At 60.8% G+C, this 26510-nt stretch carries 18 protein-coding genes; 11 read left to right on the top strand and 7 right to left on the bottom strand.

Translation table 11 applies throughout. The features are described 5' to 3' along the window. The first annotated feature begins 43 nt into the window (after window positions 1-43). From DW732_RS01510 to DW732_RS01485, 6 genes are all read left to right on the top strand, one after another. On the top strand, window positions 44-487 hold the full coding sequence (locus DW732_RS01510) for a GatB/YqeY domain-containing protein (protein ID WP_117743340.1): 444 nt from the start codon (window positions 44-46) through the stop codon (window positions 485-487). Between the two features lie 416 nt (window positions 488-903). Then, entirely contained in the window at window positions 904-1635 is a 732-nt protein-coding gene (locus DW732_RS01505) for an amino acid ABC transporter ATP-binding protein (RefSeq protein WP_055251548.1), read from the top strand. An 8-nt stretch (window positions 1636-1643) separates the two neighbouring features. Beyond that, window positions 1644-2519: a transporter substrate-binding domain-containing protein gene (locus DW732_RS01500; RefSeq protein WP_118098304.1), complete on the top strand. Its 876-nt coding sequence runs from the start codon at window positions 1644-1646 to the stop codon at window positions 2517-2519. Between the two features lie 25 nt (window positions 2520-2544). Then, window positions 2545-3291, top strand: a complete 747-nt coding sequence (locus DW732_RS01495; RefSeq protein WP_117743673.1) for an amino acid ABC transporter permease — start codon at window positions 2545-2547, stop codon at window positions 3289-3291. A 3-nt stretch (window positions 3292-3294) separates the two neighbouring features. Next, window positions 3295-3933, top strand: a complete 639-nt coding sequence (locus DW732_RS01490; RefSeq protein WP_006235796.1) for an amino acid ABC transporter permease — start codon at window positions 3295-3297, stop codon at window positions 3931-3933. Window positions 3934-4104: 171 nt separating this feature from the next. Next, window positions 4105-4728 (top strand): AAA family ATPase, encoded by a 624-nt coding sequence (locus DW732_RS01485; RefSeq protein ID WP_117734775.1) that lies wholly within the window; start codon window positions 4105-4107, stop codon window positions 4726-4728. Between the two features lie 51 nt (window positions 4729-4779). Here the strand turns inward: DW732_RS01485 and DW732_RS01480 are convergent, their stop codons facing one another. Further along, window positions 4780-6183 (bottom strand): helix-turn-helix transcriptional regulator, encoded by a 1404-nt coding sequence (locus DW732_RS01480; protein ID WP_118098302.1) that lies wholly within the window; start codon window positions 6181-6183, stop codon window positions 4780-4782. A gap of 226 nt (window positions 6184-6409) precedes the next feature. On the opposite strand from DW732_RS01480, the gene DW732_RS01475 reads away from it, so the two are divergent. After that, the gene (locus tag DW732_RS01475) at window positions 6410-8329 is read left to right on the top strand and encodes a hypothetical protein (protein ID WP_118098300.1); all 1920 of its coding nucleotides are present in this window, start codon (window positions 6410-6412) and stop codon (window positions 8327-8329) included. Between the two features lie 173 nt (window positions 8330-8502). Next, window positions 8503-15123: a leucine-rich repeat protein gene (locus tag DW732_RS01470; protein ID WP_118098298.1), complete on the top strand. Its 6621-nt coding sequence runs from the start codon at window positions 8503-8505 to the stop codon at window positions 15121-15123. A 233-nt stretch (window positions 15124-15356) separates the two neighbouring features. Here DW732_RS01470 and gltA read toward each other — a convergent pair whose 3' ends face one another. The 6 genes from gltA to glmU all read right to left on the bottom strand — a co-directional run bounded on the left by gltA (window position 15357) and on the right by glmU (window position 22945). Further along, window positions 15357-16766 carry an NADPH-dependent glutamate synthase gene (gene gltA / locus DW732_RS01465; RefSeq protein ID WP_117734771.1) on the bottom strand — a complete coding sequence of 470 codons (1410 nt, stop codon included), beginning with the start codon at window positions 16764-16766 and terminating at the stop codon, window positions 15357-15359. Beyond that, window positions 16757-17596: a sulfide/dihydroorotate dehydrogenase-like FAD/NAD-binding protein gene (locus DW732_RS01460; protein WP_006235793.1), complete on the bottom strand. Its 840-nt coding sequence runs from the start codon at window positions 17594-17596 to the stop codon at window positions 16757-16759. Before DW732_RS01460 ends, gltA begins: the two co-directional genes overlap by 10 nt. A 196-nt stretch (window positions 17597-17792) precedes the next feature. Further along, on the bottom strand, window positions 17793-18422 hold the full coding sequence (pth, locus tag DW732_RS01455; protein WP_199569684.1) for an aminoacyl-tRNA hydrolase: 630 nt from the start codon (window positions 18420-18422) through the stop codon (window positions 17793-17795). A gap of 351 nt (window positions 18423-18773) precedes the next feature. Then, window positions 18774-19901 (bottom strand): hypothetical protein, encoded by a 1128-nt coding sequence (locus DW732_RS01450; RefSeq protein ID WP_118098296.1) that lies wholly within the window; start codon window positions 19899-19901, stop codon window positions 18774-18776. A gap of 451 nt (window positions 19902-20352) precedes the next feature. After that, a complete protein-coding gene (locus DW732_RS01445) occupies window positions 20353-21339 on the bottom strand; it encodes a ribose-phosphate pyrophosphokinase (protein ID WP_089573682.1) in 987 nt (328 codons plus the stop codon). A gap of 193 nt (window positions 21340-21532) precedes the next feature. Continuing rightward, window positions 21533-22945: a bifunctional UDP-N-acetylglucosamine diphosphorylase/glucosamine-1-phosphate N-acetyltransferase GlmU gene (gene glmU, locus DW732_RS01440; RefSeq protein ID WP_118098294.1), complete on the bottom strand. Its 1413-nt coding sequence runs from the start codon at window positions 22943-22945 to the stop codon at window positions 21533-21535. A 199-nt stretch (window positions 22946-23144) separates the two neighbouring features. On the opposite strand from glmU, the gene DW732_RS01435 reads away from it, so the two are divergent. The 3 genes from DW732_RS01435 to DW732_RS01425 are packed head-to-tail and all read left to right on the top strand — an operon-like array spanning window position 23145 to window position 26204. Then, window positions 23145-24032 carry an energy-coupling factor transporter transmembrane component T gene (locus tag DW732_RS01435; RefSeq protein ID WP_233539320.1) on the top strand — a complete coding sequence of 296 codons (888 nt, stop codon included), beginning with the start codon at window positions 23145-23147 and terminating at the stop codon, window positions 24030-24032. Next, window positions 24032-25486, top strand: a complete 1455-nt coding sequence (locus DW732_RS01430) for an ABC transporter ATP-binding protein (protein ID WP_199569680.1) — start codon at window positions 24032-24034, stop codon at window positions 25484-25486. The genes DW732_RS01435 and DW732_RS01430 overlap by 1 nt, the downstream gene beginning before the upstream one ends. Window positions 25487-25490: 4 nt before the next feature. Then, window positions 25491-26204, top strand: a complete 714-nt coding sequence (locus DW732_RS01425) for a DUF6580 family putative transport protein (RefSeq protein WP_118098292.1) — start codon at window positions 25491-25493, stop codon at window positions 26202-26204. The last annotated feature ends 306 nt before the right edge of the window (window positions 26205-26510 follow it).

The raw sequence follows: 26510 nt of genomic DNA, 5'->3' as shown, positions 1-26510 counted from the left end.
CGCTCGTGTGAGTGCCGCCCGCACTATTGAGGAGGATTTGCAGATGACCAACGAAGAGCTGCAGAAGGAAATGATTGCGGCCATGAAGGCCAAGGACAGGGTTCGCCTGTCTATCATTCGCCAGGTTAAGGCTGAGGTGAAGAACATCGAGGTCAATGAGCGCCGCGACGTGACCGAGGAAGACGTCAACAGCATGATCAAACGTCTGATCAAGCAGACAAGCGAGACGCTGGAGATGTCTATCAAGGCCGGCACCGACCAAGAGCGTACCGACAACCTGACCGAGCAGGTCAAGATTCTGGAGAGCCTGCTGCCCGCGCAGGTTTCGGGCGAGGAACTCGAGGCCCTGATCGAGCAGGTCATCGCCGAGCTGGGCGCCACGTCCAAGAAGCAGATGGGCCAGGTCATGGGTGCACTCGGCAAGGCCACCGGCGGCAACTTCGACAAGCCGGCTGCGGCAAAGATCGTCGGAGCGAAATTGGCGTAATTTGTTACGCGGTTTTACCAAACCGCGTAACGGCTCGACGCTGCAAACCCGCACACACGGCAATCTGACGTTCAATTTCAAGGGCGCGACCATAAGGTCTGCGCCCTTTCATTTCACGTCACCTTGCTCGCGTGTACGGGTTTTCGCTGACTTATGCTCAACAAGGGCGGTTGTATTATTTTCGGGTCTTGAGGGGCGTGGCCGTCATGGTCGCGCCCCTTTTTGGTGGGGCACCCATTGGGGACAGACTTAAATGAGTGCCCAATGAGCAGGTACTCATTTAAGTCTGTCCCCAATGGGTGCCAACGAGTGGGTGGAAGATTGCGGGTTCTTTACGGGGGTGCAGTGTGGGCTGCGGAAACGCGATTCTTTCCGTACAATGATGCAATTCGTGTAAACGCAGGGAAGGGGCATTCATGGCAGACATGATCGAGATCAAGCATCTCAACAAGTACTTTGGCGACCTGCATGTGCTCAAAGATATCAACCTCACCGTCAAGCGCGGCGAGAAGCTCGTAATGATCGGGCCTTCCGGTTCGGGCAAGTCGACGCTCATCCGTTGCGTCGACTATCTGGAGGAGCCCACATCGGGCGAGGTCATCATCGACGGTACGCCGCTCACCAAGAAGAATCACCTGGAGATGGCTCGCAAGTACAGCTCCATGGTGTTTCAGCAGTTCAACCTGTATCCCAACATGACGGTGCTCGGCAACCTGACGCTCGCGCCCATCAAGCTGCAAAAGAAGAGCAAGGAGGAGGCGACCGAGATCGCCATCGCCGCGCTCAAGCGCGTCGGCATGGCGCATAAGGCCGGCGAGTATCCGCAAAACCTCTCGGGCGGTCAGCAGCAGCGCATCGCCATCGCCCGTGCCCTGTGCACCAAGCAGCCCATCATCCTGTTTGACGAGCCGACCTCGGCGCTCGACCCCGAGATGGTGCAGGAGGTGCTCGACGTTATGATTGAGCTCGCGCAGGAGGACATCACCATGATCTGCGTGACGCATGAGATGGGCTTTGCGCGCCAGGTGGCCGACCGCGTCATCTTTATGGAGGACGGCCGCATCCTGGAGGAGGGCACGCCCGAGCACTTCTTCGATAACCCCGAGAACCCGCGCTGCCGCGAGTTCCTGTCCAAGATTCTGCATTAGGCGCGGTGATGGACATGACGGATATGACGAGGGCGGCCGTGTCGCGCCGTCACTTTTTGCAGCTGGCGGGCGCTGGCATGCTCGCGCTGACGGGGACCGCGCTCACCGGTTGCGGCAACTCCACCAGCGGCGAGGCCTCCGACAAGGGCTCCAAGCTTGCGGCCATCAAGTCGCGCGGTCATCTGAATGCCGGCGTTAAGAAGGACGTTCCCGGCTACGGCTATTACGACACCGCCAAGGGTCGCTTTGAGGGCATGGAAGTCGATTTGTGCTACCAGATTGCCGCCGCCGTCTTTGATGTGAGCTACAAGGAGGCCCGCGCCCAGGAGCTGGTCGAGTTTACCGACGTAACGCCCAAGACGCGCGGCCCGCTGATCGATAATGGCCAACTCGACGTGGTCGCGGCGACCTACACCATCACCGACGAGCGCAAGAAGAGCTGGGATTTCTCGACGCCGTACCGTACCGACTACGTGGGACTCATGGTCAAGAAGCGTTCGGGCTTTACCTCGATTGAGGATCTGGATGGCAAGGTCATTGGCGTGAGCCAGGGCGCCACCACGCAGGGCCTGATCGAGCAGATGATCAAGGACAACGGCTTTAGCTGCAAGCCCGAGTTTAGGGCCTTTAGCGGCTACCCCATCATTAAGAGTTCGCTCGACGCCGGCAATATCGACGTCTTTGCCATGGACCGCTCCACGCTGGCCGGCTATATGAATGAGACCGTCGAGCTGCTGCAGCCCGAGGTCAAGTTTGGCGAGCAGGGCTACGGCGTGGCGACCAAGAAGGACTGCGACCTTTCGGCCGTGGTCGATCAGGTGGTCTGCGATCGCCTGGCCGACGGCTGGCTCGATCAAGAGGTCAAGACCTGGGGTCTTGTGTAGGCGCATCGTCCAAGGAAGGAATCAAATGCTCGAAGGATTGTTTGACGCCGACCGCTGGTCGACGACATTTCAAAACATGGGGCCCTTCTGGGAGGGCTTTGGCGTGACGCTGCAGGTGGTTGTTGCCGGTCTGCTGTTGTCGCTGGCGCTGGGCACGCTGCTGGGCGTGTTCTCGACCACCCGTTCGCGCGTGCTGCGTGCCATCAGCCGCGTGTACGTGGAGTTTTACCAGAACACTCCGCTGCCCGTGCAGGTACTCTTTATGTACATGGCCGGCCCGCAGTTTTTGCAGGCCATAACCGGCGCCGACCAGCCGGTGCGCATCGCGCCGTTTGTGCTGGGCTTCTTGGGTGTGGGCCTGTACCACGCGGCCTACATCTCGGAGGTCATCCGTACCGGCATCGAGGCCGTTCCGCGCGGTCAGATGGAGGCGGCCCAGAGCCAGGGCTTCACCCGCGCGCAGGCTTACTGGTACATCGTGCTGCCCCAGACGTTCAAGATTATCCTGCCGCCGCTGTGTAATCAGGCGCTCAACCTGGTCAAGAACACGTCGGTGCTGGCGCTCGTAGCCGGCGGCGACCTTATGTACCGTTCCGACAACTTTGTGAGTCTGTACGGTTACCTGCAGGGATACATCGTCTGCTGCCTTATGTACTTCATCATCTGCTTTCCGCTCGCCATGCTGGTGCAGTGGCTCGAGCGCCGCTCCAAGGAGCGTCCGCGCGGCGTGAGCCTGGCCGAGCTGGGGCTCGACAACGTAGAGGAGGCCTAGCGCATGGAAATCTTCAACGCGACCAACCTGCTCTACATTTGGGGCGGCTTTGTTAAGACCATCGAGATCTCGGCGCTGTCGATCTTTTTCTCGCTCATCTTTGGCACGGTGCTAGCGCTCGTTAAAAGCTATGCGCCTCGCCCGTTCCGTATTTTGGTGAGCGCCTATATCGAGCTGTTCCGTTGCACGCCGAACCTGCTGTGGATTCTGTTTATCTACTTTACGGTGCAGGGTTTGGACATTGTGATCTCGACCATAGCCTTTACGCTGTTTACCAGCGCTGTTATGGCCGAGATTGTGCGCGGCGGCCTCAACTCGATTCCGCGCGGCCAGTTTGAGGCAGCGCAGAGCCAGGGTTTTGGCTTTTTTGCCACCATGCGCTACATCATTCTGCCGCAGACGTTTAAGACGATCATTCCGGCGCTGTTCAGCCAGTGCACGACCGTCATCAAGGACAGCTCGTATCTTTCGGGCATTAACGTGGCCGAGCTCATGTACACGGCAAACGTCGTGATGGCCCATGCGATCGACCTGTCGCAGGTGCTTATGCTCTACGGCCTGGTGTTTGCGATGTACTTTGTGCTCAACTTTGGTATCTCGTTGCTGGTGAGAGCATATCAGAGGCGAATGGTGGCCGCATAGTCCTGCTTCCCCTAGCACGGCACCTTGCCCCTCAATCGTCGCTTGCGTACATTTAGTACGCGGCGCTCCTCTTTCGGGGCAATCTGCCGCACTTGGGAAACCAGGACCGGCGTAAGTGACAAAATGGGAAACAGAGACTGCCTTTTTCTCATTTGTTAGAAAGGAATCGCGATGAGCGATCTGGAGAATAAGAAGAATCCTGTGGTCATTACCATCGCGCGCGATTTTGGTGCCGAGGGTCACGAGATTGGCCGCATACTTGCCGATGAGTTGGGGATTCCGCTGTACGATAACGAGCTGCTGGTGCGCGCGTCACTGCGTGCGGGCGAGTCGCTCGACAAGATGGCCGCCTATGATGAGCGTCTGGCTGTGGAGAACATGGCGTTTCTGCCCGACCGTTACGATGCCCGTTCGTACTCGGACAAGTTGTTCCAAAAGATGAGCCAGGTGATTTTGGATCTGGGTGAGACCGAGAGCTGCATTATCGAAGGCCGTCTGTCCGATTACCTGCTGCGTAACAATCCCAACCACATTGCCGTGCTGGTGACCGCTCCCTTTGAGGATCGCGTCGAGATTGTGCGCAAGAAGCGTGGCCTTAATAAAAAGAAGGGCGCCAAGCTGGTCAAGCAGCAGCAGAAGGCGCGTGAGGCTTTTTACAAGCGCTATAGCGCCGGCAAGTGGAAGATGACGAGTGGCAAGGATATCGTCGTCAACCGCGCCAAGCTGGGTCGCGAGGGCTGCAAGGACGTCATCGCCGCGGCCTACCGCTACAAGGTGGCCCAACTCGAAGGCTAGCCGACCAAAACCACCACAAAGGGGACAGGCACCTTTGTGGTGGTTTTTGTTTTAGGCCGAGGGAAAGGCCTTGGTGAGACCGGCGCGCGTCTGCGTGTCGGTCTTTTGATAAATGGAGCTCAGGTGGCGCTGTACCATGCGCATCGAGATACCAAGCTCCTCGGCGACCTGTTTGAGCGGGCGCTCATCTTGGGTCACAGCCACCAGCACGTCAACTTCGCGTGGGGTGAGAGCGTGATCGGTGATGAAGACCTGACGCTGCTCCTCGATACTCGGTGCTGCCAGTGCCTCCTCGGCAAGCTGTTGATGTTCGCGCTCCTGCTCGGTTTGGGGCAGGCGGAATAGGCCCGCGGCAACGAATGCCACGCAGGCGGCGACGAGAAGCACGACCGCGCCAATCATGATGAGGGCGACGTTGCCAGAGGTCGCAAGCGCAAGCGAGACGCCCGACGTGGTGAACGCGCACACGTTATTGGCTGCACGGCCCATGCCGGCCCAGAAGGCGGGCACGTGCATGTGCGGTGCCAGCTGAGTAAACGTGGCGGTAAAGAACGTGACAAAAAAGCCCGAGCTCAGGTAAAAGACAATGAGGCCCAGGTTGGGATCGGCTCCTGCTTCGACGGCTAAGACCGAAATGGTGGAGAGTACCGTGACGCCGAACATGACGAGCCCCATGTAGCGACGCTCGGCAAGATCAAAGATAAGACCGGCGGCAAGACCGCTCGCTGCCAAAAAGAGGCGCGGCCAGGTCTGCACGGCGATGGTGCCGTGGGCGTTGGAGAACGTGACCACGTTATCGAGAGTAGAGAACAGACAGGCCAGAATCATGACGAGCGCGATGCTCCAACACGCCTGCTTGGCAAGGGCGTGCGATGGCTCAACAAAGGGATTGATGGCGGGGCTGGAGCTCTCAGCAGCCTTTTGGGGAACGACGCTGAGGGCGGAGATGGCGATCGTCGCTGTGCCAAGGACGATGAGCTCTGCGATGCCGCCGCAATTGAGCAGGTTGATGGCGAACTGCATCAGGATGCCCGCGGCATAGGCTGCTCCCGCACCGGTGGCGAGCTTGGGATCGTCTTGGAATGTCGTTGCGAAGGCATGGTGTGCCGCGCCGCCCAGTAGGCCGAGTCCGAGGAATGCGAGGCATCCCAGAATCTCGAGCGCAAGCGGGCTCGTGGGGGACTGAATCTGAGTCAACCCCAAGATGGCGATGGGGACGGCGGCGCTGACAACTGCCTGAGGCCGGTTTTTGCGCTGTGCGAGCCCGAGCAGCGGCGCATATCCGATAAAGCCGATCACGCTGGCGCCGAGGATGAAGCCCTGCGCAATCACAACACGCTCGGCACCGGCGAGCAGCCCGACATTAATGTCGAATCGAAACTCGGCAGCAAGAAAGACAAAGGTAAAGAGCGCAAGTGCCAGAAGCGCGTTGATTTTAGGCTTACTCAGGTTCAAGAACGGTCCTTTGGATGGACGAATAATCGTGTCCTCGATTGTAGCGTTCCTGGGACGAGTGTGGCGATGGTGGAATCATATTGAATTAAACCGCAGGTAGAGGCCTAGGTTCACATCTACGAACCTAGGCGTGCGGAGTCATTTTGCACATCTTGGTGGTACAGGACCACCACAAAGGGGACAGGCACCTTTGTGGTGGTATGCCCCTACGACCAAGGAGGCCGTTATGTACGGAAGCCGCTTTGATAAGCAAACTCAGCGCGAGCGCACCTGCTCGTTGGTTCATGGAACCTGGCACTGCGTGGGCGCCAAAATCGCTTGTGCCGGCGCGTGTGCGCTTATGGTCGGTCAGTTGCTGCTGCCGAGCGTGGCGCTGGCGACCGAATATGCCGATCCCGCCGCTGCGACGGTCGAGGTCGCCGCGGCTCCGGTGACGCCGACGGTTGCGGAGGATACGGCTGCAACGACCGCACCAGCTGCTTCGACCGCGCCTGCAACCGATGCTGCTCCGGCGGCGCAAGCCACCGTTGAGCCTCAGCAGACAATCCCAGCCGATGCCGCCAATGAGTCTAGCGGTGCTGCGCTCGCTGGGCAAAACGCTTCTGGCGACGACAACGCCGCCATGCCGGCGAGCAACGCCATCATGCCCTGCGGTGTGACCGATGTTGTTGGCGGCAGCGACGTTAGGGTCAATACGACCGTGGTTCCCCGCTACACGGACTGCGTGCTTCCGTGCGATGTCACACTCGAAAAGGGCCAGCCGTATACCTATGATGATTTTCCCGATGTAGAAGGTGGCATTCCAGAAACGCTTGCGAGCGAAGTCGTCGAGGTTAAGTACTACAGGGCCGATGCCGCTTCGGGCACTCTGGTCGAAGTTCAGGATGCGTCCATGTCCGACGTGACGGCTCGCTTCGAACCCGTTGGCAATCACATGAGGCTGACGCTGACCTTTACGGGTGGCGCGGCGGGCGGCTCGTATCGACTCACGCGCAATGAGGCTCTCTATATTGGCGCGGCACTGGAGTATACCGGAACTGACTATGAAGGCAGCTCGACTATCCTCAACGAAACCAGGTACGACTATTACCTCCGCTACGCCATCAATAGCGAAATTACGCTTGTTGCGTCAGAAAACGAAGCCATCCATAACCTGGACGTCAACGACGTGAAGACCGACTACGCGCCCGGCGAGGCGCCCCGCGCGACCGCGACGATCCCCGCCGCCGATGCCGACAAGTATGAGATCGCCTACGAATGCTGGGAGGAAATGGAGCTCGACATGGAATCCGGGGAGTCGGTACCCGTTGCCTTCTGGTATTCCGACCCCGCAAAGTACACGCCGGGCATGAAGAAGATTGACCACTTCGAAGAGGGTAAGTTCTACATGTACTCCGTTGAGCTGAAGCTCAAGGGCGACAATACCGTGGCCGATGACTGCAATATGAACGTTAACGGTCATTGGGCGCCCCACATCAAGACCGTCAACGGCGTCTTCGCGCCAAACGCTGACAATATGCTGTGTGAGCAGCCGATCGACGAATGGCGTGCCATCGACGTTATCGAGATCAACGGCGCCACGACCACCTTTAAGGCGGGCGATAAGCCGGTCTTTACGGCGAATGTTCCGACGGGCTCCAACTCCCTTCCTCAGTGTGAGTACTGGACGGGTAGCGACGGCAGTGAGGTGAATTCCGTTGAATTTTGGGACCAGCACATCACCAATCACATCGACGCCTTTAAACCCGGCGTGACCTATCGCTACGGCATCTACCTCAAGCCTGCGCGCGGCTTCTACTTCACGCCCGACACCAAGCTGGTGATCAACGGCCAGGAGTGCGGCTACCAGATGGGCGAAGCGAGTGTAGTTGATCCCGAGAGCGGCTGGATCTACACCCTGTGGCTCAACACCGATCTGACGTTTACGCCCGAGGCCATGCCGACTCCCGATCCGCAGCCCGCGGCTAAGCCGGTCACGACAACCACCACGACCAAGACGGTTGAGAAAACCACGCCGGCCAAGAAGTCCGATGCTGTCCTGGTCGCCACGGGAGACGCCACCGCGATAACGATCGCCGCCCTGGGCATCGCTGGCGCAACTGTTGCCGCTGCCGGTGTTGCTGCGACCAAGCGTCGCAAGCGTTAGGTTGCGCTCCGCCACGACGGATGAATAACCCCAACCACCACAAAGGTGCCTGTCCCCTTTGTGGTGGTTTGCGCAGGTAGAACGGTAGGTTCGTATATATGAACCTACCGTTCGCTTTGTTTTTGGACGACGATTACGCTGGATGACTTTTGGTTTTCAGGAAAGGAACGACCATGAGGTGGACCACTGTTCGAGCGCTTTGTTGCCGCCTGACCGTTGTCGCTGTGACCCTCACCATGGTGACGGGTTCTTTGCCCGCGGGCGTGTTTGCCGAGGCCCTCAACACCGACGGCACTTTTGTACAGACGGATAACGGCCAAGCAGGCGACGCCGCTTCCGCCGATTCGGCTGACGCCCAAACGTCAGACTCTGCTTCCGCCGGCCCCATGCCCGATGCCGGCGCTGCCGACCCCACAGCGCTCGATGCCGGTGACACGCCTGCGCCCCCGGCCTCCGAGATTGCATCGGCGGCGGGCCTGACGGGCGCCGGGCAGACCGAGAGCACACCTGCGGGTACGCTCGCCACCGATCTCGTCGAGGGCAAGGAACTCGCCGAGCAGCAGAAGCAAGAGGAGACCGCCGAAGCCGAAGCAACCTGGAATGAGGATCTTGGGCTCTGGATGACCTCGAAGGGCGCCACGGGCGTAAAAGGTGAAGACGATGATGGCTACGTGGCCGGCGAGCAGACTCCCGCGCAGTACTACTTCTCGATCGATAGCCTCACCAACGAAATTTCTATCGAGTATGGCGACGCGGGCATTACCACGTTGGAGGTGCCCTCGACCATCGACGGCAAGCATGTCGTAAGCCTTACGGGTATGGGAAGCGCTGCGCTCACATCAATTACGTTTGCTCCCGATTCGCATATCCGCTCTGTGGGCAGTTTGGGCGGCAGCAGCATCAAGGAAATCACGCTGCCCGATTCGGTTGAGGAGTTGGGCTGGAATGCGTTTACCGGAAGCAAGACACTTCAGACGGTGACCTGGCCCAACAACGCGGCTTTTACCACGATTCCCGAGCAGGCCTTTGAGGGCTGCGAACAACTTGACGACAAGGTGGTGGCAACGCTGCCGCCTTCGGTTAAGACTATCGACTATCGTGCCTTCGCCAATTGCGGCGTGCCGCAGTTCTACGTATCGGGCGAGACGGAGCTCACTTTTACGCAGATCAACGTGCCGGGCACGGTGGAGCGGATTGAGCGCTATGCCTTTGACGGGTGCTCGCATGTGTCGTCGGTGACGATCGGCGACGGCGTCAAATATATCGGAGCGCATGCGTTTACTTACCTCGATCCCGCACTGGCCGGTAAGGAAATCGTTGTGCCCAAGAGCGTGCGGTCGATTGGTTTGGAGCCGTTTGACAATACGCGTATTACCAGCAGCGCCGGCAGCTCAACCACTAATCACAACGCGGTGGCGCTGCGCATCATGAATCCCGATGTCAAGCTCGAAGAGGCAGGCCTGTACACAAATAACGTGACGATCGACGGCGTCGATTACTCGATGCCTTTTAGCGAGGGCCAGACCATCTATGCCTATGCGACGGACTCGGCGGGCAACCCCTCGATGATTAAGAAAATTGCCGATGCCGTTGCCGATCGCATGGACTCGGCCGATCCTTCGCGTCCTGCCTACACTTTTGAGTGGATGGGCGAGGCTGCCCAGGTAACGGGAAAGCTTCCCCAGGGTGCGACGGCCATACTCATGCAGGCGGGACAGTCCACGCCGTTAGCGGTTGGCGATGACGGTGCTTTTACGGTGGATGCCCTTTCCAAGATGGCGGCCACACTGCGCATATCGCTCGATGGTTGCTACGATATGGTGCTCGCTCGCCCGGGCGATCAAATGACGGGCACGTGGGACGTCGGGGAGATCAATGCCGAGGACTTTACCAAGATTCCGGCCTCGCGCGCGATTGAGCTCAACGTGGCCTATCTCGAACCGGTCGCAGGCCAGGATAAGACCGAACGCATTGAGCTCGATAGTCTCGATAACATCGATCTGACGGTGGAGAGCGGCGGCAAGACGCTCAAACCTGCCAAGGGCGACAAGGAAAACGACTTCCGTATCCAGGGCACAGCACTCGTGGTGTCGCAGGCCATTGCCGACGCGGACCAGGATCTGGAGATAACGCTCAAGCCCAAAGACAGCCTCAAGCTGGGTGGGGCGACGGCGACGGTGAAGCCTTCGGCCGGCAAGGTCGCTATCGACTTGAAGCCTTGGGGCACGGCGACGGTCACGACCAAGGGCGACTACCAGGGAGCCAACCGCGTGCTGGTGTTCCGTGCGTCCGACGGCAAGCTCGTCGCCGACGGCGTCACCTATTTGATGGGTTATGAAGACGATGGCACCACGCCTATCATGAAGGCCGAGACGCCGCGCCTTAAGGCCGGTTCGTACACCATCGTCGCCTTTAACAAGACGAGCTACGACATCCAAGCGACGAGCTATTCCACGTTTAGCCGCCTAGGGCTGACCGTGGGTAAGCATATCGCGCAAAAGCAGGTGAAGATCGAGGACGGCAAACAGCTCGACGTGACGCTCGACGTCCCCACGTTTGACGTGGAGACGTATCGTGCCGAGCGTGGGCTGACGGCGGGCTCGGTTATCGCTGATTCGTCCGCGGTCGTTGGCGTGGAGACCGAGCTGCGCATTCATTACGAGCTCAAGGACAGCCAGGCTGCCAAGATTGAGATTCCGCTGGCCAAGGATGCCGTCGAGGATGTGTCCGCAGGCGCTCGCGAAGCCGGCGCCAGCTCCGATGCCGGGTGGGTTGACACAACTTGGGAGGGCGACAACCTCGTTCTCGACATGAAAGAGGGCATGGGCGCTGATGTGTTTGTGCGCTTTAAGCCTAATGCCGCGGGCATCTATGCCATCTCGCCGCTTATTACGCTGGGCGAGGTGACATTGCCGCTGGGAAGCACCACACTCGAGGTTAGCGGATCGTTCATCGAGGTCGACAGCACCGACGTTCACAGCCTGCTGGGCAATGTAGCCTACGTTTATGCGTCGCCGGGCAAGAGCGTGCAGCTCACCGTGGGGACGGGCTCGTCGGCTGCAAAGTACACCGGCAAGACCAATAAACTCGGCCGTGCCAAGATTGAATACGACCTGCCGCAGGATACGCTTGCCGCCGAGCGCGTGATGCTCGAGGCGCGTGTGGGTTCGACCGATGTTGCCGCGGCTGCCGCCGATGTGACGGCTCGCAATTATGTGCGCTATGTTCCGGGCGCTTCGGTCTGGAACTTTGATGTGACGTATCGTGGCGGTACGCAAAGCCTGGTCAAGGACGGCAAGGACACCGGCAAGAGCCTGTGGACCTTCCATCATCTGCCACAAAAGAAGAACGCCTACTGGACCTTTGACATCACGCTCGAGGTGGGAAACGAAGAGGCCGCCGACACGCTCGACCTGTACGTGGACTGCGTGGATGGCAAGACGGTGACGATTCCTCTGACTCAAAAGTCGCGCGAGGGCACCCGTGTGCGCTATGTGGCGGAGTATGTGGACGAGGGTTACCTTAAGCTGCTCGACGAGTTTAACAAGGCGAATGACTCGACCTATGTGAACTGCGGAAACTTTGAGCAGATCTTTATGCCGCAGACCTACCGCATCTCCAATGCTCAGCTTATGACCATGCTGAGTTTTGATGCCAACGCTTCGGCCAAAAAGCATTCCGCCGCGGCCGAGGAGCGCCAACAGGAGTTCTCGAATGCCGTACAGCAGTGGCACGAGTATATGATGGATAACTCGTTTAATGATGTCGACGAGGCCTTTAACGACGCGATTGACCAGATGGTCGCCGATGCGTTTGCCGAGGAGGACAAGGACGGTAAAGAGGACGAAGCCCAAGGTGGAACTGCTCGCAAGGCCCGCCGTGCCCCTGCCGCCAGCGACGGCGAGGGTGATGATGCTGGCAACGACGAGGCGGCGCAGTTTGCCGCCGAGCTTAAGGCTGCGGTTGGCGGCTCGTCGGCGCTGCTGACCAAGCAGGGCGACAGCTATGGCGTCAACGTGGACAAGATGATCTTTGAGGATGCTTACGGCACCAGCGAGGATTGGTATCAGGAACTCGCGGCGGCCCAGGGCGCGAACGCTGCGGATGCGGCCGCCATCAAGGAGCTCGTCGACCATGCGTCGCGAGCGGAGTTTATTGCCCAGCAGGCCGAGGATCTGGTAGGCCAGTCGATGGGTATCGGCCAGCTCAACCAATACGGAAGCTGGAATGACGCAACCGCTGCGGCGCTCAACAAGTGTGCGGGCATTAAGGCCAGCGAGTACAACGGGCAGTCGACGAGCGGGTTTAACGATTTGGGCCAGGCGCTCGGCAGCTCGCTGAGCTACAAGGCGGCTGATGACGATACCGTCAAGGGCTTTAAGGTCGCCGCGCCCGATGGCGAGCAGACGGCCTATATAGAGTCGGAATTTATCGAGAACTCCAATAACAACAAGAACCAGGCGCTTCTGTTTAACTCGATTGCCATGCAGTGCGACATTCTGGACAACCTGTACGACAACTGGAATGTGGTCCATAGCCTCAACAACTCCAAGGTGCGCGGATGGCTCATGGCCTGGAAGCTCAACGGCGACGTGAGCGCCCATATGAAGCTCATCCGCACGATCCGTTCGCTCAAGAGCTATAAGATCGAGTGCGAGATGTTCGGACAGGTCTTTAAGACCGATGCGTGGAAGGCGGCCGGCCAGGCGTTTCCCGCGGCGACCCAGGGCATCGGCATCTTTACCGGCATTTACGGCGTGAACGATGCCAGCAAGAACTGGGAGAACGTGAACGTCCGTATGCAGAAGGTGAAGGGCGAGCGCGAAGGCTATGAGCTTCAGCATACGCGCTTGCTTGCCAAGCCCGAGAAGACCGAGGACGACTGGAAGTGCATTTACGCGCTGCGTGACGCCATGGAGAAGGCGCGCGCGTTTGAGGATCTGCTGTATCGCCAGCTCTGCCACGACAGCACCGATGTGGCAGTGGGCTCCATTATGACAATCGCCGGCGTGCTGACGGCCGGTTCGGCGGGTACCGTGGTGGGCGCTGCCTATGATGCGGCTTCGACGAGTGTGGGCTCGGAGCGCGCGATTAAGTTAACCAATGCCGAGTGCGCCTACGATGTCGCCTGTGAGCAGGTGGAGCGCGCGTGCCAGAATCGTATTACGGTCAACTGGGGTGAGCTGACCGATGCCGAGGTCTATAACGCCAACAAGGACGGCTTGATCTCGGACGAGAAGATGCAGTCGATCTTTGAGGCACGTTACCGCCATGTGGCCGCCAAGGCCGCACCTGATCCTGCGGGCGTGGTGTATGAGGGCCTGCTGTCCAATACGGTCGAGGGTGCAACGGTTGAGCTGTGGAGCGCCGACGATGCCACCGGCACCAATGCCACGCGTTGGGATGCCGAGGAGTATGAGCAGGACAATCCGCTTGCAACGGGTGCGGACGGTGCGTACAACTGGAATACGCCGACCGGCTGGTATCAGGTGCGCGTGACCAAGGACGGGTATGAGGAGGCGCGTTCGGCTTGGCTGCGCGTGCCGCCGATTCAGACTGAGGTGAACATTGGCTTGGTGTCGACGGCGGCGCCCGAGGTGGCTTCGGCCCATGCCTATACCGATTGCATCGAGGTTGAGTTTGCGCAGTATATGGACGCGAGCGACGATGCTCTGGTCGCATTGTGCGCGCAGGGCTTGGGCGACGTGACGTATACGTGGCTCGACAAGCAGGACGATCCCAATGGCAAGCCGTTGTCGCGCGTGCTGCGTATTCGCTATGTCGATGCGCGTGAGGCGGGCTCGACGGTGGCGTTTGAGCTTGATGGCGCTCGGAACTATGCCGGCACGGCCATGTCGCGCTGGGCAAGCGGGGAGCTTGCCGTGGGCGTTCGTGCCGACAAGCTCAAGCTCAACGTGGAACAAGCTGTGACCATGCTTGAGGGCGGCGACTTTGAGCTAGTGGCACATGTGACCGATAAGGCGGGCAAGCCGTTTGCGGGCGCCAAGGTTAGTGTTGGGCTGGAGTCCTCGGCTATCTGCTCTGTCGATGCCACCCAGGCCGTGACGGGCGAGGACGGCGCGGCGACGTTTGTGCTGCATGGTGCTCTGCCCGGTTTGACGACGTTGACGGCGGCGGTGGATGGCACGGCGCTGTCCAAGCAGGTTGACGTGCGCGTGTCTGCCGAGGCCGTGCGACCGGCGCGACCGGCGGCGACGATTGGTGCGACGACGTTTGGCTCGTGGTCGCCCAAGGAGAATTACATTACGGTGCCCAAGGGTACGAAGTTGGAGCTTTCGGCCGAGGACGGCACGACGATTTGGTACACCACCAACGACACCTGCCCCTGCCGTGACGAAGGCCGCGTAAAGTACGCCGAGCCTATTGCGCTCGATAGCAACATGTATGTGCGCATTGCGGCACAACGCCCTGGCATGTCGTACAGCGAGTATTCCGAGCGTCTGAACATTACGATTACGGTGACCGATGAGACGGTGCCTGAGCCGACGCCCGATCCCAAGCCGGAACCCAAGCCGACGCCTGGCGGTGGCGAGCAGGGTGACGGTGCGGATGGCTCCGGCGGTACCGGGGCTCCTGCGGGTGGTTCGACTTCGACGACGACCACAGTGATGACGGACAAGTCCAAGGGTAAGGGCGAGAGCGGCAAGAAATCCGGCGGCACGGAGCTTGCCAGCACGGGTGACTCCGCCGCGATGACGGTCGCCGCCCTGGGCATCGCCGGCGCAACCGTTGCCGCGGCCGGCGTCGCCGTGACCAAGCGCCGCAAGCGCTAGGTTTTGGTGGCGGCGCCCATTCTCGGCTTTTACAAAATCTCAATCTGTAACACCAAGCCAGATATTTGGACTCAAGGTGTTACAGATTGAGACGAAACGACCAGGCAAGTCCCAAACCACCACAAAGGTGCCTGTCCCCTTTGTGGTGGTTTGGACGGCCGGCATAGAAAAAGTCCCCGCCGGGCGTGTGCTCGACGGGGACTTTGCCGTTTCATGGCTAGCGCTGTAGGTGATTACTCGCCCAGCAGGCTCTTGGTGATGGAAGCGGCGGCCTTCTTGCCGGCGCCCATCGCCAGAATGACCGTAGCGGCACCGGTGACGATGTCGCCGCCGGCCCAGATGCGGGGATCGGTGGTCTGGCCGGTCTCCTCGTCAGCGACGATGTAGCCCCACTTGTTGAGCTCCATCTTGCCGCCGATCTTGGCAGCGAAGGGGTTGGCGTTGGTGCCGATAGCCGAGATCGCGACGTCGCAGGGGATCTCCTCGATGGCACCCTCGATGGCAACCGGACGACGGCGGCCGGACTCGTCGGGCTCGCCGAGCTCCATCTTCTGGACCTTGACGGCGCACACGGAGCCGTCCTCGCCAGCGACAAACTCGAGCGGGGAAACGAGCGGCAGAACCTCGACGCCCTCGGCCTTGGCATGGTGCAGCTCGGCGCGACGGCAGGGCATCTCGTCCTCGGTACGACGGTAAGCGATGATGGCGTGCTCGGCGCCCAGGCGCTTGGCGGTACGGACGGCGTCCATAGCCACGTTGCCGCCACCAAAGACGACGACGTTCTTGCCGTGCTTGGTGGGGGTGTCGTACTCGGGGAACTTGTTGGCCTTCATCAGGTTCACGCGGGTGAGGTACTCGTTAGCGAAGAAGACGTTGGGCAGGTTCTCGCCGGGGACGTTGAGGAACTTGGGCAGGCCTGCGCCGGTCGCCACGTAGATGGCGTCGAAGCCCTGCTCGAACAGCTCCTCGGCCGTGGCCATGTTGCCCACGACGGAGTTGTACTCAAACTTAACGCCCATGTCCTCCAGGCCGTCAATTTCGCGCTTGACGACCGCCTTGGGCAGACGGAACTCGGGGATGCCGTAGACCAGCACGCCTCCGCCGGTGAAGAAAGCCTCGAAGACGGTGACGTCAAAGCCGTTGCGGGCGAGCTCGCCGGCGCAGGTGATGCCGGACGGGCCGGAGCCCACGACGGCGACCTTCTTGCCGTTCTTGGGGGCCATCTTGGGCGTGGAGGCGAGCTCGGGGCGGTCACCCAGGAAGCGCTCGAGCTGACCGATGGCCACGGGCTCGGACTTCTTGCCACGGATGCACTTGCCCTCGCACTGGTTCTCCTGCGGGCAGACGCGGCCGCAGATGGCGGGAAGCATGGAGTCCTCGCGGATGGTATCGAGGGCGCCGCCGAAGTCCTTCTCGCGGATCTGCTCGATAAAGCGGGGGATGTTGATGTTGACGGGGCAGCCCTCAACGCAGAACGGCTTCTTGCAGTTGAGGCAGCGCTCGGCCTCGGCCAGCGCCATCTCCTCGGTGAAGCCCTTGTCGACGGGGCGGAAGTCGCAGGCGCGCTCGGCAGCCGGCTCCTCGTTATCGGGGGTGCGGGGCGACTTCATATCGGCAACGAAACGACCGTTAACTAGTGGCATGCGCAGCTCTTTTCCTCATAGGCCTTGAGGGACTCGCCCTCTTCGGAACGGTAAGCGGCCTGGCGGGCACGAAGGTCATCCCAGTCGACCAGGGTGGCATCGAAGTCGGGGCCGTCGACGCAAGCGAACTTGGTCACGCCGCCCACCTCGACGCGGCAGCAGCCGCACATACCGGTGCCGTCAACCATGATGGGGTTGAGCGACGCGGTGATGGGGGTGTCGTACTTCTGGGCGGTGAGGGTCGAGAACTTCATCATCGGAACGGGGCCGACGCAGAAAACCTGGCTCACGGCCTTGTCCTGCAGCAGGCGCTCCAGCGGAGCGGTGACAACGCCCTGCTCGCCGTAGGAGCCGTCGTCGGTGGTGATGTGGATGTGGTCCTCGTCGAGGAGCTCGCGGAACTGGTCCTCCATGAGCAGGAGGTCCTTGGTGCGGGCGCCCATGATGGCGTGGACCTCGTGACCGGTCTCGACCAGGTGCTTGGCGACCGGGAAGGCAATTGCCAGACCGACGCCGCCGCCAATGACGGCGCAGGGGCCCTCGGCCATCTCGGTGGGAACGCCCAGCGGGCCCACGACGTCGCGCAGCGACTCGCCGGCCTCGTAGGTGGAAAGCATCTCGGTGGTCTTGCCGATCACCATGAAAATGAACTCGACCCAGCCCTCGTCACCGTTCCAGCCGGCCAGGGTGAACGGCACGCGCTCGCCCGTCTCGTTGGCGCGAACCATGAGGAACTGTCCAGCATGCGCATGCTTGGCGATTGCGGGCGCCTCGATGCGGAACTTGAACACCTTCTCCGAGAACTGCGTCTTCTCCAGGATCTTATACATAGAACCCCTCTCTTGTTAGGGCGACCAAACCGTGCCTCCACGGAAATGGACGGCAGCCCGAATAAAACCGTACGCGCACAGGCGTTGTGCAGACATACGGTGCAAATTATACCCTCATGGGCATGTCGCTTGCGTGTATCTTCGGCAGGTGGGAAAAGTGACCTGCCAAAAAGGGACAGGTTTATTTTGGCAGGTTTTAGTGCTTGCCGTTGGCGGAAGCGGCGCCGTTTACGTGATCGCGGGCGTAGATTACGCCGTGGACGATGGCCAGACCGGCAGCGTCGGCGGCACGGGCGCAGGTGTTCTGGAAGTCCTCGGCCTCGCGGGCGCGCAGCTGCTTGAGCACATAGTCGGCGACGGCCATCTTGCCGGGAGGGTTGCCGATGCCGGTGCGGATGCGGCTAAAGTCGCGGCTGCCCATCTTGTCGATGATGGAGCGCAGGCCGTTGTGGCCGGCATGGCCTCCGCCCACCTTGACGCGCACATCGCCGGCGGGGATGTCGAGCTCGTCGTGGATGACGAGCAGCTCCTCGGCCTTGATCTTGTACTCACGGCAGAGCTTGGAGATGGGACCGCCCGAGGTATTCATGTACGACTGCGGCTTGACCAGCACGATCTGGCGCTTGCCGTCCTCTTCCTCGGCATCGTTGATGTTGATGAGCGCGACCTCGGCGCCGGCCTGGTTTTTCCAATACGTGACACCGGCCTGACGGGCCAGCTCGTCGATCGCCTTAAAGCCGGCGTTGTGGCGGGTCTCGGCATATTCCTCGCCCGGGTTGCCAAGCCCGGCAACCATGCGAATCTTAAGCGGCTGTGCAGCTGCCATGTTCATCCTTTCGTTGATTTGTCGCCTGCTATGGTGAGCGACCCTGTTGCCACTGTCAAATGGAGGGCAATTGAGGTTGTTTGGGGGCGTTTGGACGCCCGTCAAAATCCGAGGTGGACAGTTAGTTCAGATACGTATAAGTTCTGAGGACTCGAAGTGCTTAATTCGATGCCGATACGTTGTTTTGGAGCTTTAGTTAGTCCATATGGCGCCGTTTTGAAGTCTACCCTGCCTTCAAATAGGGCGAATGGTATAGAGATAGCTGCAAAACAGCCTAATTCACTGTGTCCATTTATACGTATTTGAACTAACTGTCCAGCCCTGCTCGACGGCGCACGGGTGATTCGCCGTTTAGACCGGCGCAAGGCCGATTCCGGCCCGCAGAGCGTTGAGCCAAGCGGCCTGACGCTTGCGATAGCCCTTGACGCGATACCGGAATCGGACTCCCGCGAGTCGATGCATCGTTTGGGCGAAGGCTTCGAGTGCAACAAGGTCTTTCATTTGGTCGCGATTAATAACCAGGACGTGGATGCCCATTGCTTTGAGTCCATTATTTCGATTGCCATCGTGGATGCGAGCGTTTTGAAGCTCATGCCCAATTCCGTTGTATTCGTTGTCGACTCCGGCTGCCGGGCAATATAGGTCGCAGATGGCGTAAGGGATGCCGGAGGACATGTTGACCGCAAGAGTGTCGAAGTCGATTCGATGGTTGAGTAGCAGGCCTCCCATGGGCAGGCTGCAGCATCCGAATCCGCCAAAGCGCATGGGCGCTCCGAGAACGGCAAACATTAGGGATTCGGCTGGGGATGCAGATCCGGGTCGGGCGAGATTGACTGCCGTGCGAAACGAGGTGTATGAGCTACTTTTGGCGAAGCGCGCGACCGCCTCAAGCTCTTCGATAGTTGTGGCGGGCTCGCATTTGTAGTGCGCCTGTTCGTAGCGGGTTTCGTTCTGCTGTTCGGCCGCCGACTGATCGCCCCGGCAATCGAGGTCGTCCATCGCTTCGTAGCCATCGCCCTTGGGCCAGACGTCGTCATAGGCAATGGGGTATGTTGCCCCGGGAGGAAGGGAGTAGGTTCCGAGCAGTTCCATGAGAAGCATCAAGGTTTTGGCGACTGATTCATTTTTGGAACAAAGCATGGCTGTCATGGCAGGAGACGTTGCGTAGATGTCGGCCTCGACGTGCATAATTGCACCTTCAGGAAGCGGAGCGGAGAGAATATGCTGAAGAAGTCGCTTGTCGGGGCGTCTGTTGTCTTCGCTTGAAACGAGAAGATCGAGCAGTTCGGAATCATCTTCATTCCAGGCGTCGAGTATCGAAAGTGCGCCAAAGTCTATCGCGTCATTATTGGGAATGCAGCTAGCCAAGGCCTGTGCTTGCTGTTCACTATCAACGGAGTCCCAGGGTAGGGCAGAGTACGCCCGTCGTGCGCGACGAATTGCGCGGAGGGCGGAGAGATGTGAAATCACGGTCGTCATAGCTATAACGTACTAAGTTGGCGGCAGAATGCGACCGCCATACCGTTCTTTTCGCTCAGCGGGGCGCTGCGCGCCATGAACGGCTGGGTGTTATGAAATCGATGGAATCGGTTGAGGGGATTGCAGGAAATTGAGCTCTGCCGCGAAGGTTGACGATAGCTACTGGACAGTTAGTTCAGATACGTATAAGACGGCGGGCGTTCGAGGCGTTTCTAAGGGCCTTCGAGGGCGATTTGAGGGTAAATATGCGGCGGTTGTACTCGAAAACGATGAGCATTGGGCGGCATGGCATCCGCCGGGGAGCTCAGAAGGCTCCGAACGGCCCTTTGGGGCTTTAAAAAATACGTATCTGAACTAATTGTCCAGGGAAGGTTGGCGAGGGATAGAAAAAGGGTCGGAAGCGAGCTTCCGGCCCTTTAAAAGCATCAAAGATGATGCGATGCGCGTTGGATTACAGTGCGAAGTCGCCGCCGACGAGCGTGGAGACGGGCTCCTCGTGGTAAACGGCGGAAATGGCCTGGGCGAACTCCTCGGCGACCGAGATGGTCTTGATCTTGCCGCCGACCTCGACGGGGATGGCGTCGGTGACGACGCACTCGACGATGGGGGCGTCGTTCAGGCGCTCGATGGCCGGGCCGGAGAAGATGCCGTGGGTGGCGCACACGTAGATGTCGCCGGCGCCCATGGCCTTGAGCTCCTTGACGTTGGCGCACAGGGTGCCAGCGGTGTCGATCATGTCGTCATTGATGATGCAGGTCTTGCCCTTGATGTCACCGATGATGCCCATGACCTCGGCGGCGTTGTGGCGCGGACGGCCCTTGTGGGCGATGGCGAGATCGCAACCGAGCATGTCGGACAGCTTCTTGGCGGCCTTGGCGCGGCCCACGTCGGGGGACACGACAACCAGGTTGTCGGTGTCGAAGTGCATGTCGTTGTAGTACTGGCCGAACAGCGGCAGTGCGGACAGGTGGTTAACCGGGATATCGAAGAAGCCCTGGATCTGGCCCTGGTGCAGGTCGAGGGTGATGATGCGGTTGACGCCGGCGCGCTCGAGCAGGTTGGCGACGAGGCGGGCGGTGATGGGCTCGCGCGGGCCGGCCTTGCGGTCCTGGCGGGCATAGCCGTAGTGGGTGATGACGGCGGTGATGGAGCGGGCAGATGCGCGCTTGGCAGCGTCGGTGGCGATGAGCAGCTCCATGAGCATGTCATTGACGTTGCCGCCGGCCACGGACTGAATCAGGAAGACGTCGGCGCCGCGGACGGTCTCGTCGTAGCGGGCGTAAATCTCACCATTGGCGAACTGCTTTAGCGTAAGGCCCGAAAGCTCGACCCCAAGGTACTCAGCGATCTTCTGAGCGAGGGGACGGTTGGAGGAACCGGAATACACGCGGATGGACTTGCGCATATTCTCCGACTTCTCGGGATCATTAATCGGCATTACCCTTCTCCTTTATACATCGAATGCCATATAGATGCCTTGTTGCATTGTAACCGCGCGATGGGGTTTATCGAGTCTTGATAACGTCTTTACCGTCAACGGACACGAACCGACCACTCATCCGGTCGCGCAGGTCAGCATAGAAAAAGGAGCCGTCCCCATGGGAACAGCTCCTTAGATGCTTGATAAAACGTTATACCTCGTCGTCCTCGTGCAGACGGCGGCGATAATCGGCGGCCCAGCCCTCAATATTTACCTGACGGGCGCGGCCCAGGCCGAGTGCGTCTGCCGGAACCGGCTCGGTGATGACGGAGCCGGCGGCAACGAGCGCGCCGTCGCCGATCTGGGCGGGCGCGACCATCATGGTGTCGGAGCCGATGAAGGCGTCCTGGCCGATGACGGTCTTGTGCTTGTGCACGCCGTCGTAGTTGCAGGTGATGGAGCCCGCGCCCACGTTGACGCCGGAGCCCATGGTGGTGTCGCCGATGTAGGACAGGTGCGGCACCTTGGAGCCCTCGCCGATCGTGGACTTCTTGATCTCCACGTGCGTGCCGGCCTTGGAGCCATCGAGCATGTGGGTGCCCGGGCGCAGGTAGGCGCGCGGGCCGCAGTCGACACCGTTCTCGATGACGGCCTCGATGGCGATAGTCTCATCGATGACGCAGCCGCTGCCGACGGTGGTGTCGGTGAGGCGGCTGTTGGGGCCGAGCTGGCACTCCTCGCCCACGGTGACGTGGCCGATCAGGTGTGTCTGCGGCCACACGACGGTGTCGCGGCCGATGACGGCGTCGGGGCCGATCCAAGCCTGCGTGGGGTCGATGAAGGTGACGCCCTCGGCCATCCAGTGCTCGTTGATGCGATCGCGCGCGATGGCGGTGAGCTGCGCGAGCTGGATGCGGCTGTTGACGCCCAGACCGTCGCGGTAATCATCGCAGTGGAAGATGGAGACCGCCTGGCCGTGGCCCTTGAGAATTTCGAGCATGTCGGGCAGGTAATACTCGGACTGCGCGTTGTCGTTGCCGATCTCGTCAATGTGGGCGGCGAGCTGCGCGCCGTCAAAGGCGTAGCAGCCGGCGTTGCACTCCAGCAGCGCGGCGGCCTGCTCGGGCGTGCAGTCCTTCTGCTCGATGATGCGCTCGACCTGACCATCGGCGCCCAGCTTGATGCGGCCGTAGCCGAAGGGATCGGGCGGGGTCATGGTCATGACGGTGCAGGTGAGCTCGCCGGTGGCGACGGTCTGTGCGAACTTTGCGACGGTGTCGGCGGTGATGAGCGGCAGGTCGCCGTTGAGCACGACGACGGGGCCTTGCGTGATGCCACAGGCCTCGAGTGCGACCTTCACGGCGTGGCCGGTGCCCAGACGCTCGGTCTGCTCGACGCACTCGACTTTGGTGGCGCTGTTGGCGTAGGCGCCGTCGATGAGGGCGCGCATCTCGTCGGCGTGGCTGCCGATGACGACCACGACGCGGCTGCAGCCGGCCTTGATGGTGGCGTCGACGATCCACTGAACCATGGGCTTGCCCAGGATCTTGTGCGAAACCTTGCAGTGGTTCGACTTCATGCGGGTGCCCTCGCCGGCGGCGAGGATAATTGCGGTTGCGTCCATGTGATCTCCTGTTACGTTATAGAGACGTGTGTTTGGAAACGATACACGGCGCAATATGATACCGCAGGCATATGATGAGCGCGTAACGATTGGCGCATGGCGGCCGATGTCGGTGTCGCCGGTGTGGCGTTTGCGCTGGTTGTGTATGGCGCCGGCGGCGCTGCAGCGTTGGCGTTTGAGCGAGGGGATGGGGGTGCCCGTGGACATCACGCGAGAGGAATCGGGCAGTGAGCCCGTCGCGGCGTTCTCGATGTCGCATCCGGCTGTGCCAGCGCTCTATATGGTGCTGACGCTGGGGCTTACCATGTTCTCGATGCAACCGGTGTTGATTGCGCTGTCGCTTGCGGGCGGGCTGGCGTACGGGTTTGCGACGCGCGGTGCAGCGCGTACGCTGGGGGCGCTTCGCTGGCAGCTGCCGGTGATTTTGATCATCGCGTTGGTCAATCCGCTGTTTAGCGCCTCGGGCTCGACGGAGCTGTTCCGCATCGGCATGCGCGCAGTGTATTTGGAGAGCATGGTATACGGCCTGTGCATGGGCGGGCTGTTTGTGGCGAGCGTGCTGTGGTTTGAGGCCGCGGCGTCGATGCTTGGCTACGACAAGGTGCTCGCGCTTTTTGGCAACGCCGCGCCGGTGGTCGCGCTCATGATTTCGATGTGTATGCGGTTGATTCCGCAGTTTCTGCGCCGCGGTCGTACGGTACTGGCGGTGCAGGATGCGATTGACGTGCCGGGGCGCGCGCCGGCCGACCCCGTGCGCTCGCGTCTGCGGGCGTCGAGCGTGTTGATGGGCTGGGGCATGGAAGATTCGCTGGAGCGCGCGGACGCCATGCGCTCGCGCGGGTGGGGTGCCGCGACGCGTCGCACGACGTACGCGCGGTATCGGCTGGGGTGCGGCGATGTTGCCGCGCTGGTTGGGCTTGCGGTGTTTGGTGCCGCTGCGGTAGTGGTGGCGTGGGTTGCGACGACGCAGTATTCGTTTTACCCGCAGCTTTCGGTGCCGGCGCCGTGGCCGGGCTATGTTGTATACGCGGCTTGGATGGCACTGCCCTGCGCGCTGCACGTGGTTGACGAAAAGAGGTTTGGCTGATGACTCGGTTGGACGGGAGCATGATGACGGGCGCGGCGCGCGGCTCGGATGAGCCGGCGATTGAAGTGCGGGGCCTGCGCTTTGCCTACCCCGGGGCCGAGGCGCCGGTGTTCGATGGTCTCGATTGGCGCGTTTCCCAGGGCGCGTTTGCGCTGCTCGTTGGTGGTACCGGGTCGGGTAAGTCGACGCTGCTCTCGCTGCTTAAGCCCGAGATTGCGCCGACGGGTGAATGCGCTGGTGAGCTGCGCGTGCTGGGCGAGAGCGTTGCCGACATGGATGTTCGGGCGTCCGCGGAGCGCGTGGGCTATGTGTTTCAGGACCCCGAAAACCAGATTGTGTGCGAGACCGTGTGGCACGAGATGGCGTTTGGCCTAGAGAATCTGGGTGTGTCGCGCGACGAGATGCGCCGCCGTGTTGCCGAGACCAGCTATTTCTTTGGTCTGGAGGACTGGCTTCATCGCGATACCGATACGCTTTCGGGTGGCCGCAAGCAGCTGCTGTCGCTTGCCGCCGTCCTGGCGCTGCGTCCGCGTGTGCTGCTACTCGACGAGCCAACGTCTCAGCTCGATCCCGTTGCCGAGAAGAATTTCCTGCACGCGCTGTTTCGTGTGAATCGCGAGCTGGGCTGCACGGTTGTTGTGGCGACGCATCAGCCGCGCCCAATGCTCGAATACGCGACGTGTGCGTACCGGATCGAGGGTGGCAGCGTGCGCGAGGTGGTTGACCTGGCGAGTTTGGGTAGTCGCGAGGGACTTTTGGCTTTGGACTCTTGCCGGCCCGCGCAGGGGGCGGCGACGAGTGCGGCGGCAGCTATCCGCGAGGGCTGGTTTCGCTACGATCGAACGTCCGGCTGGGTGCTGCGCGGGCTCGACGTGGCGTTTTCGGCTGGCGTGGTGCATGCGGTCGTGGGCGGAAACGGCTGCGGCAAGTCGACGATGCTCTCGGTGCTGGCCAAGACGGCTAAGCTGCAGCGTGGCCGCATGGTGCGTGGGACGGCTTCGGCGGCGCTGCTGCCTCAGAATCCCAAGGCCCTGCTGGTTGCCGAGACGGTTCGCGATGAACTAATGGAATGGGCTTCGACCTGCGGGTACGACGAGGCCGTGGCACAGGAGCGCGCAGCAAGTCTGGGGCTGTCGGGCCTGGATGGGCGCCACCCGTACGATCTTTCGGGCGGACAGCGTCAACTGCTTGCATTGGCAAAGCTGCTGCTGATTGGCCCCGAGCTGCTATTGCTCGACGAGCCCACCAAGGGTTTGGACCTGGCCAGCCGCCGCATCATCGCTCGCGCCCTGCGTGGCCATGTGAAGGCTGGCGGCACCGTCATCATGGCCACGCACGACCTGGACTTCGCCGAGCAGGTCGCTGACGAAATCGCTATGATGTTTGACGGCGAGATCGCCTGCATGGAGCCGCCGACCGACTTCTTTGCCGACAACGTGTTTTATAGGGCGTGATGGAATGGCGGATTATCGCGTCTCGCGCTTACTTGCAAAAATGGAAATCCCGCTGCTGCTGGCGGTTCCCGCAGTGATGAGTGCGGCGTTGCTGGCAGGCGTTGAGCAGGCGGCGCTTGCCATGCTGGTTGTGGTGGCGCTGGTGCTCGCGCTGCTCTTTGCGGGCTACGAGGCGTCGCGCCCCGGCCTGCGCCAGATTATGCCAACGCTGGTTCTGGCGGCGTTGGCCGCGGCGGGGCGTATCTTGTTTGGCCCCATTCCCGACTTTAAACCCGTGAGCGCCATCGCCATTATCGCGGGGGCGACGCTGGGCCGGCGCAGCGGGTTTATGGTCGGCGCGCTGGCGGCGCTGACCAGCAACTTCTTTTTTGGCCAGGGTATGTGGACGCCGTGGCAGATGTATGCCTGGGGACTCGTCGGCTATGTTGGCGGCGCCCTGGCGCATGCGGGTGCGTTCGACCGTGCGGATGGGACCGTGCGCATGCCGGCATTGCTTGCGTACGGTTTTGCATCGGGCCTGCTCTATGGCGTCGTGATCAACGCATACGACATCATCGGTTTTGTGCAGCCGCTCACGTGGGCGGGCGCCGTGGCGCGTCTTGCCACGGCGGTGCCGTTCGACATCGCGCACGGACTCGCGACCTGCGTGTTTTTGGCCGCCCTGTACAAGCCCTGGTGTCGCCGCATCAACCGAGTCGTCGTGAAGTACGGGCTGTAGGGCTGGTTGTGTCGGGGCGGGAATCAATACTGTCGAAGTACCATTTCAAAACTATGCCGGTTTACGGGGCTAGATTGGCACAGGCAGGCCATACCGACTTTTTTCGAAATAGAGTAAGCCGTTTACCTGCAGTTTTATTATTTCTGAATTGCGTATGGTTGGGGGTTTGCGATTTAGCCCCGTAAACCGGCATAGTTTTGAAATGGCCGGTTGACATGACGGGCATCGTGGCCCTCAGAGAGCCAAATTGATCCGTTTTCTTCCGTCCCCAGACGTCCCCGGGAATCAGCTGAACCCGCCCGCCAC

The sequence above is a fragment of the Collinsella sp. AM28-11LB genome (assembly GCF_003469895.1).
In the GTDB taxonomy this organism is placed as follows: Bacteria; Actinomycetota; Coriobacteriia; order Coriobacteriales; family Coriobacteriaceae; genus Collinsella.
Note: the sequence above shows the minus strand (reverse complement) of the source record. Positions and strands in the feature narration are given on the sequence as shown.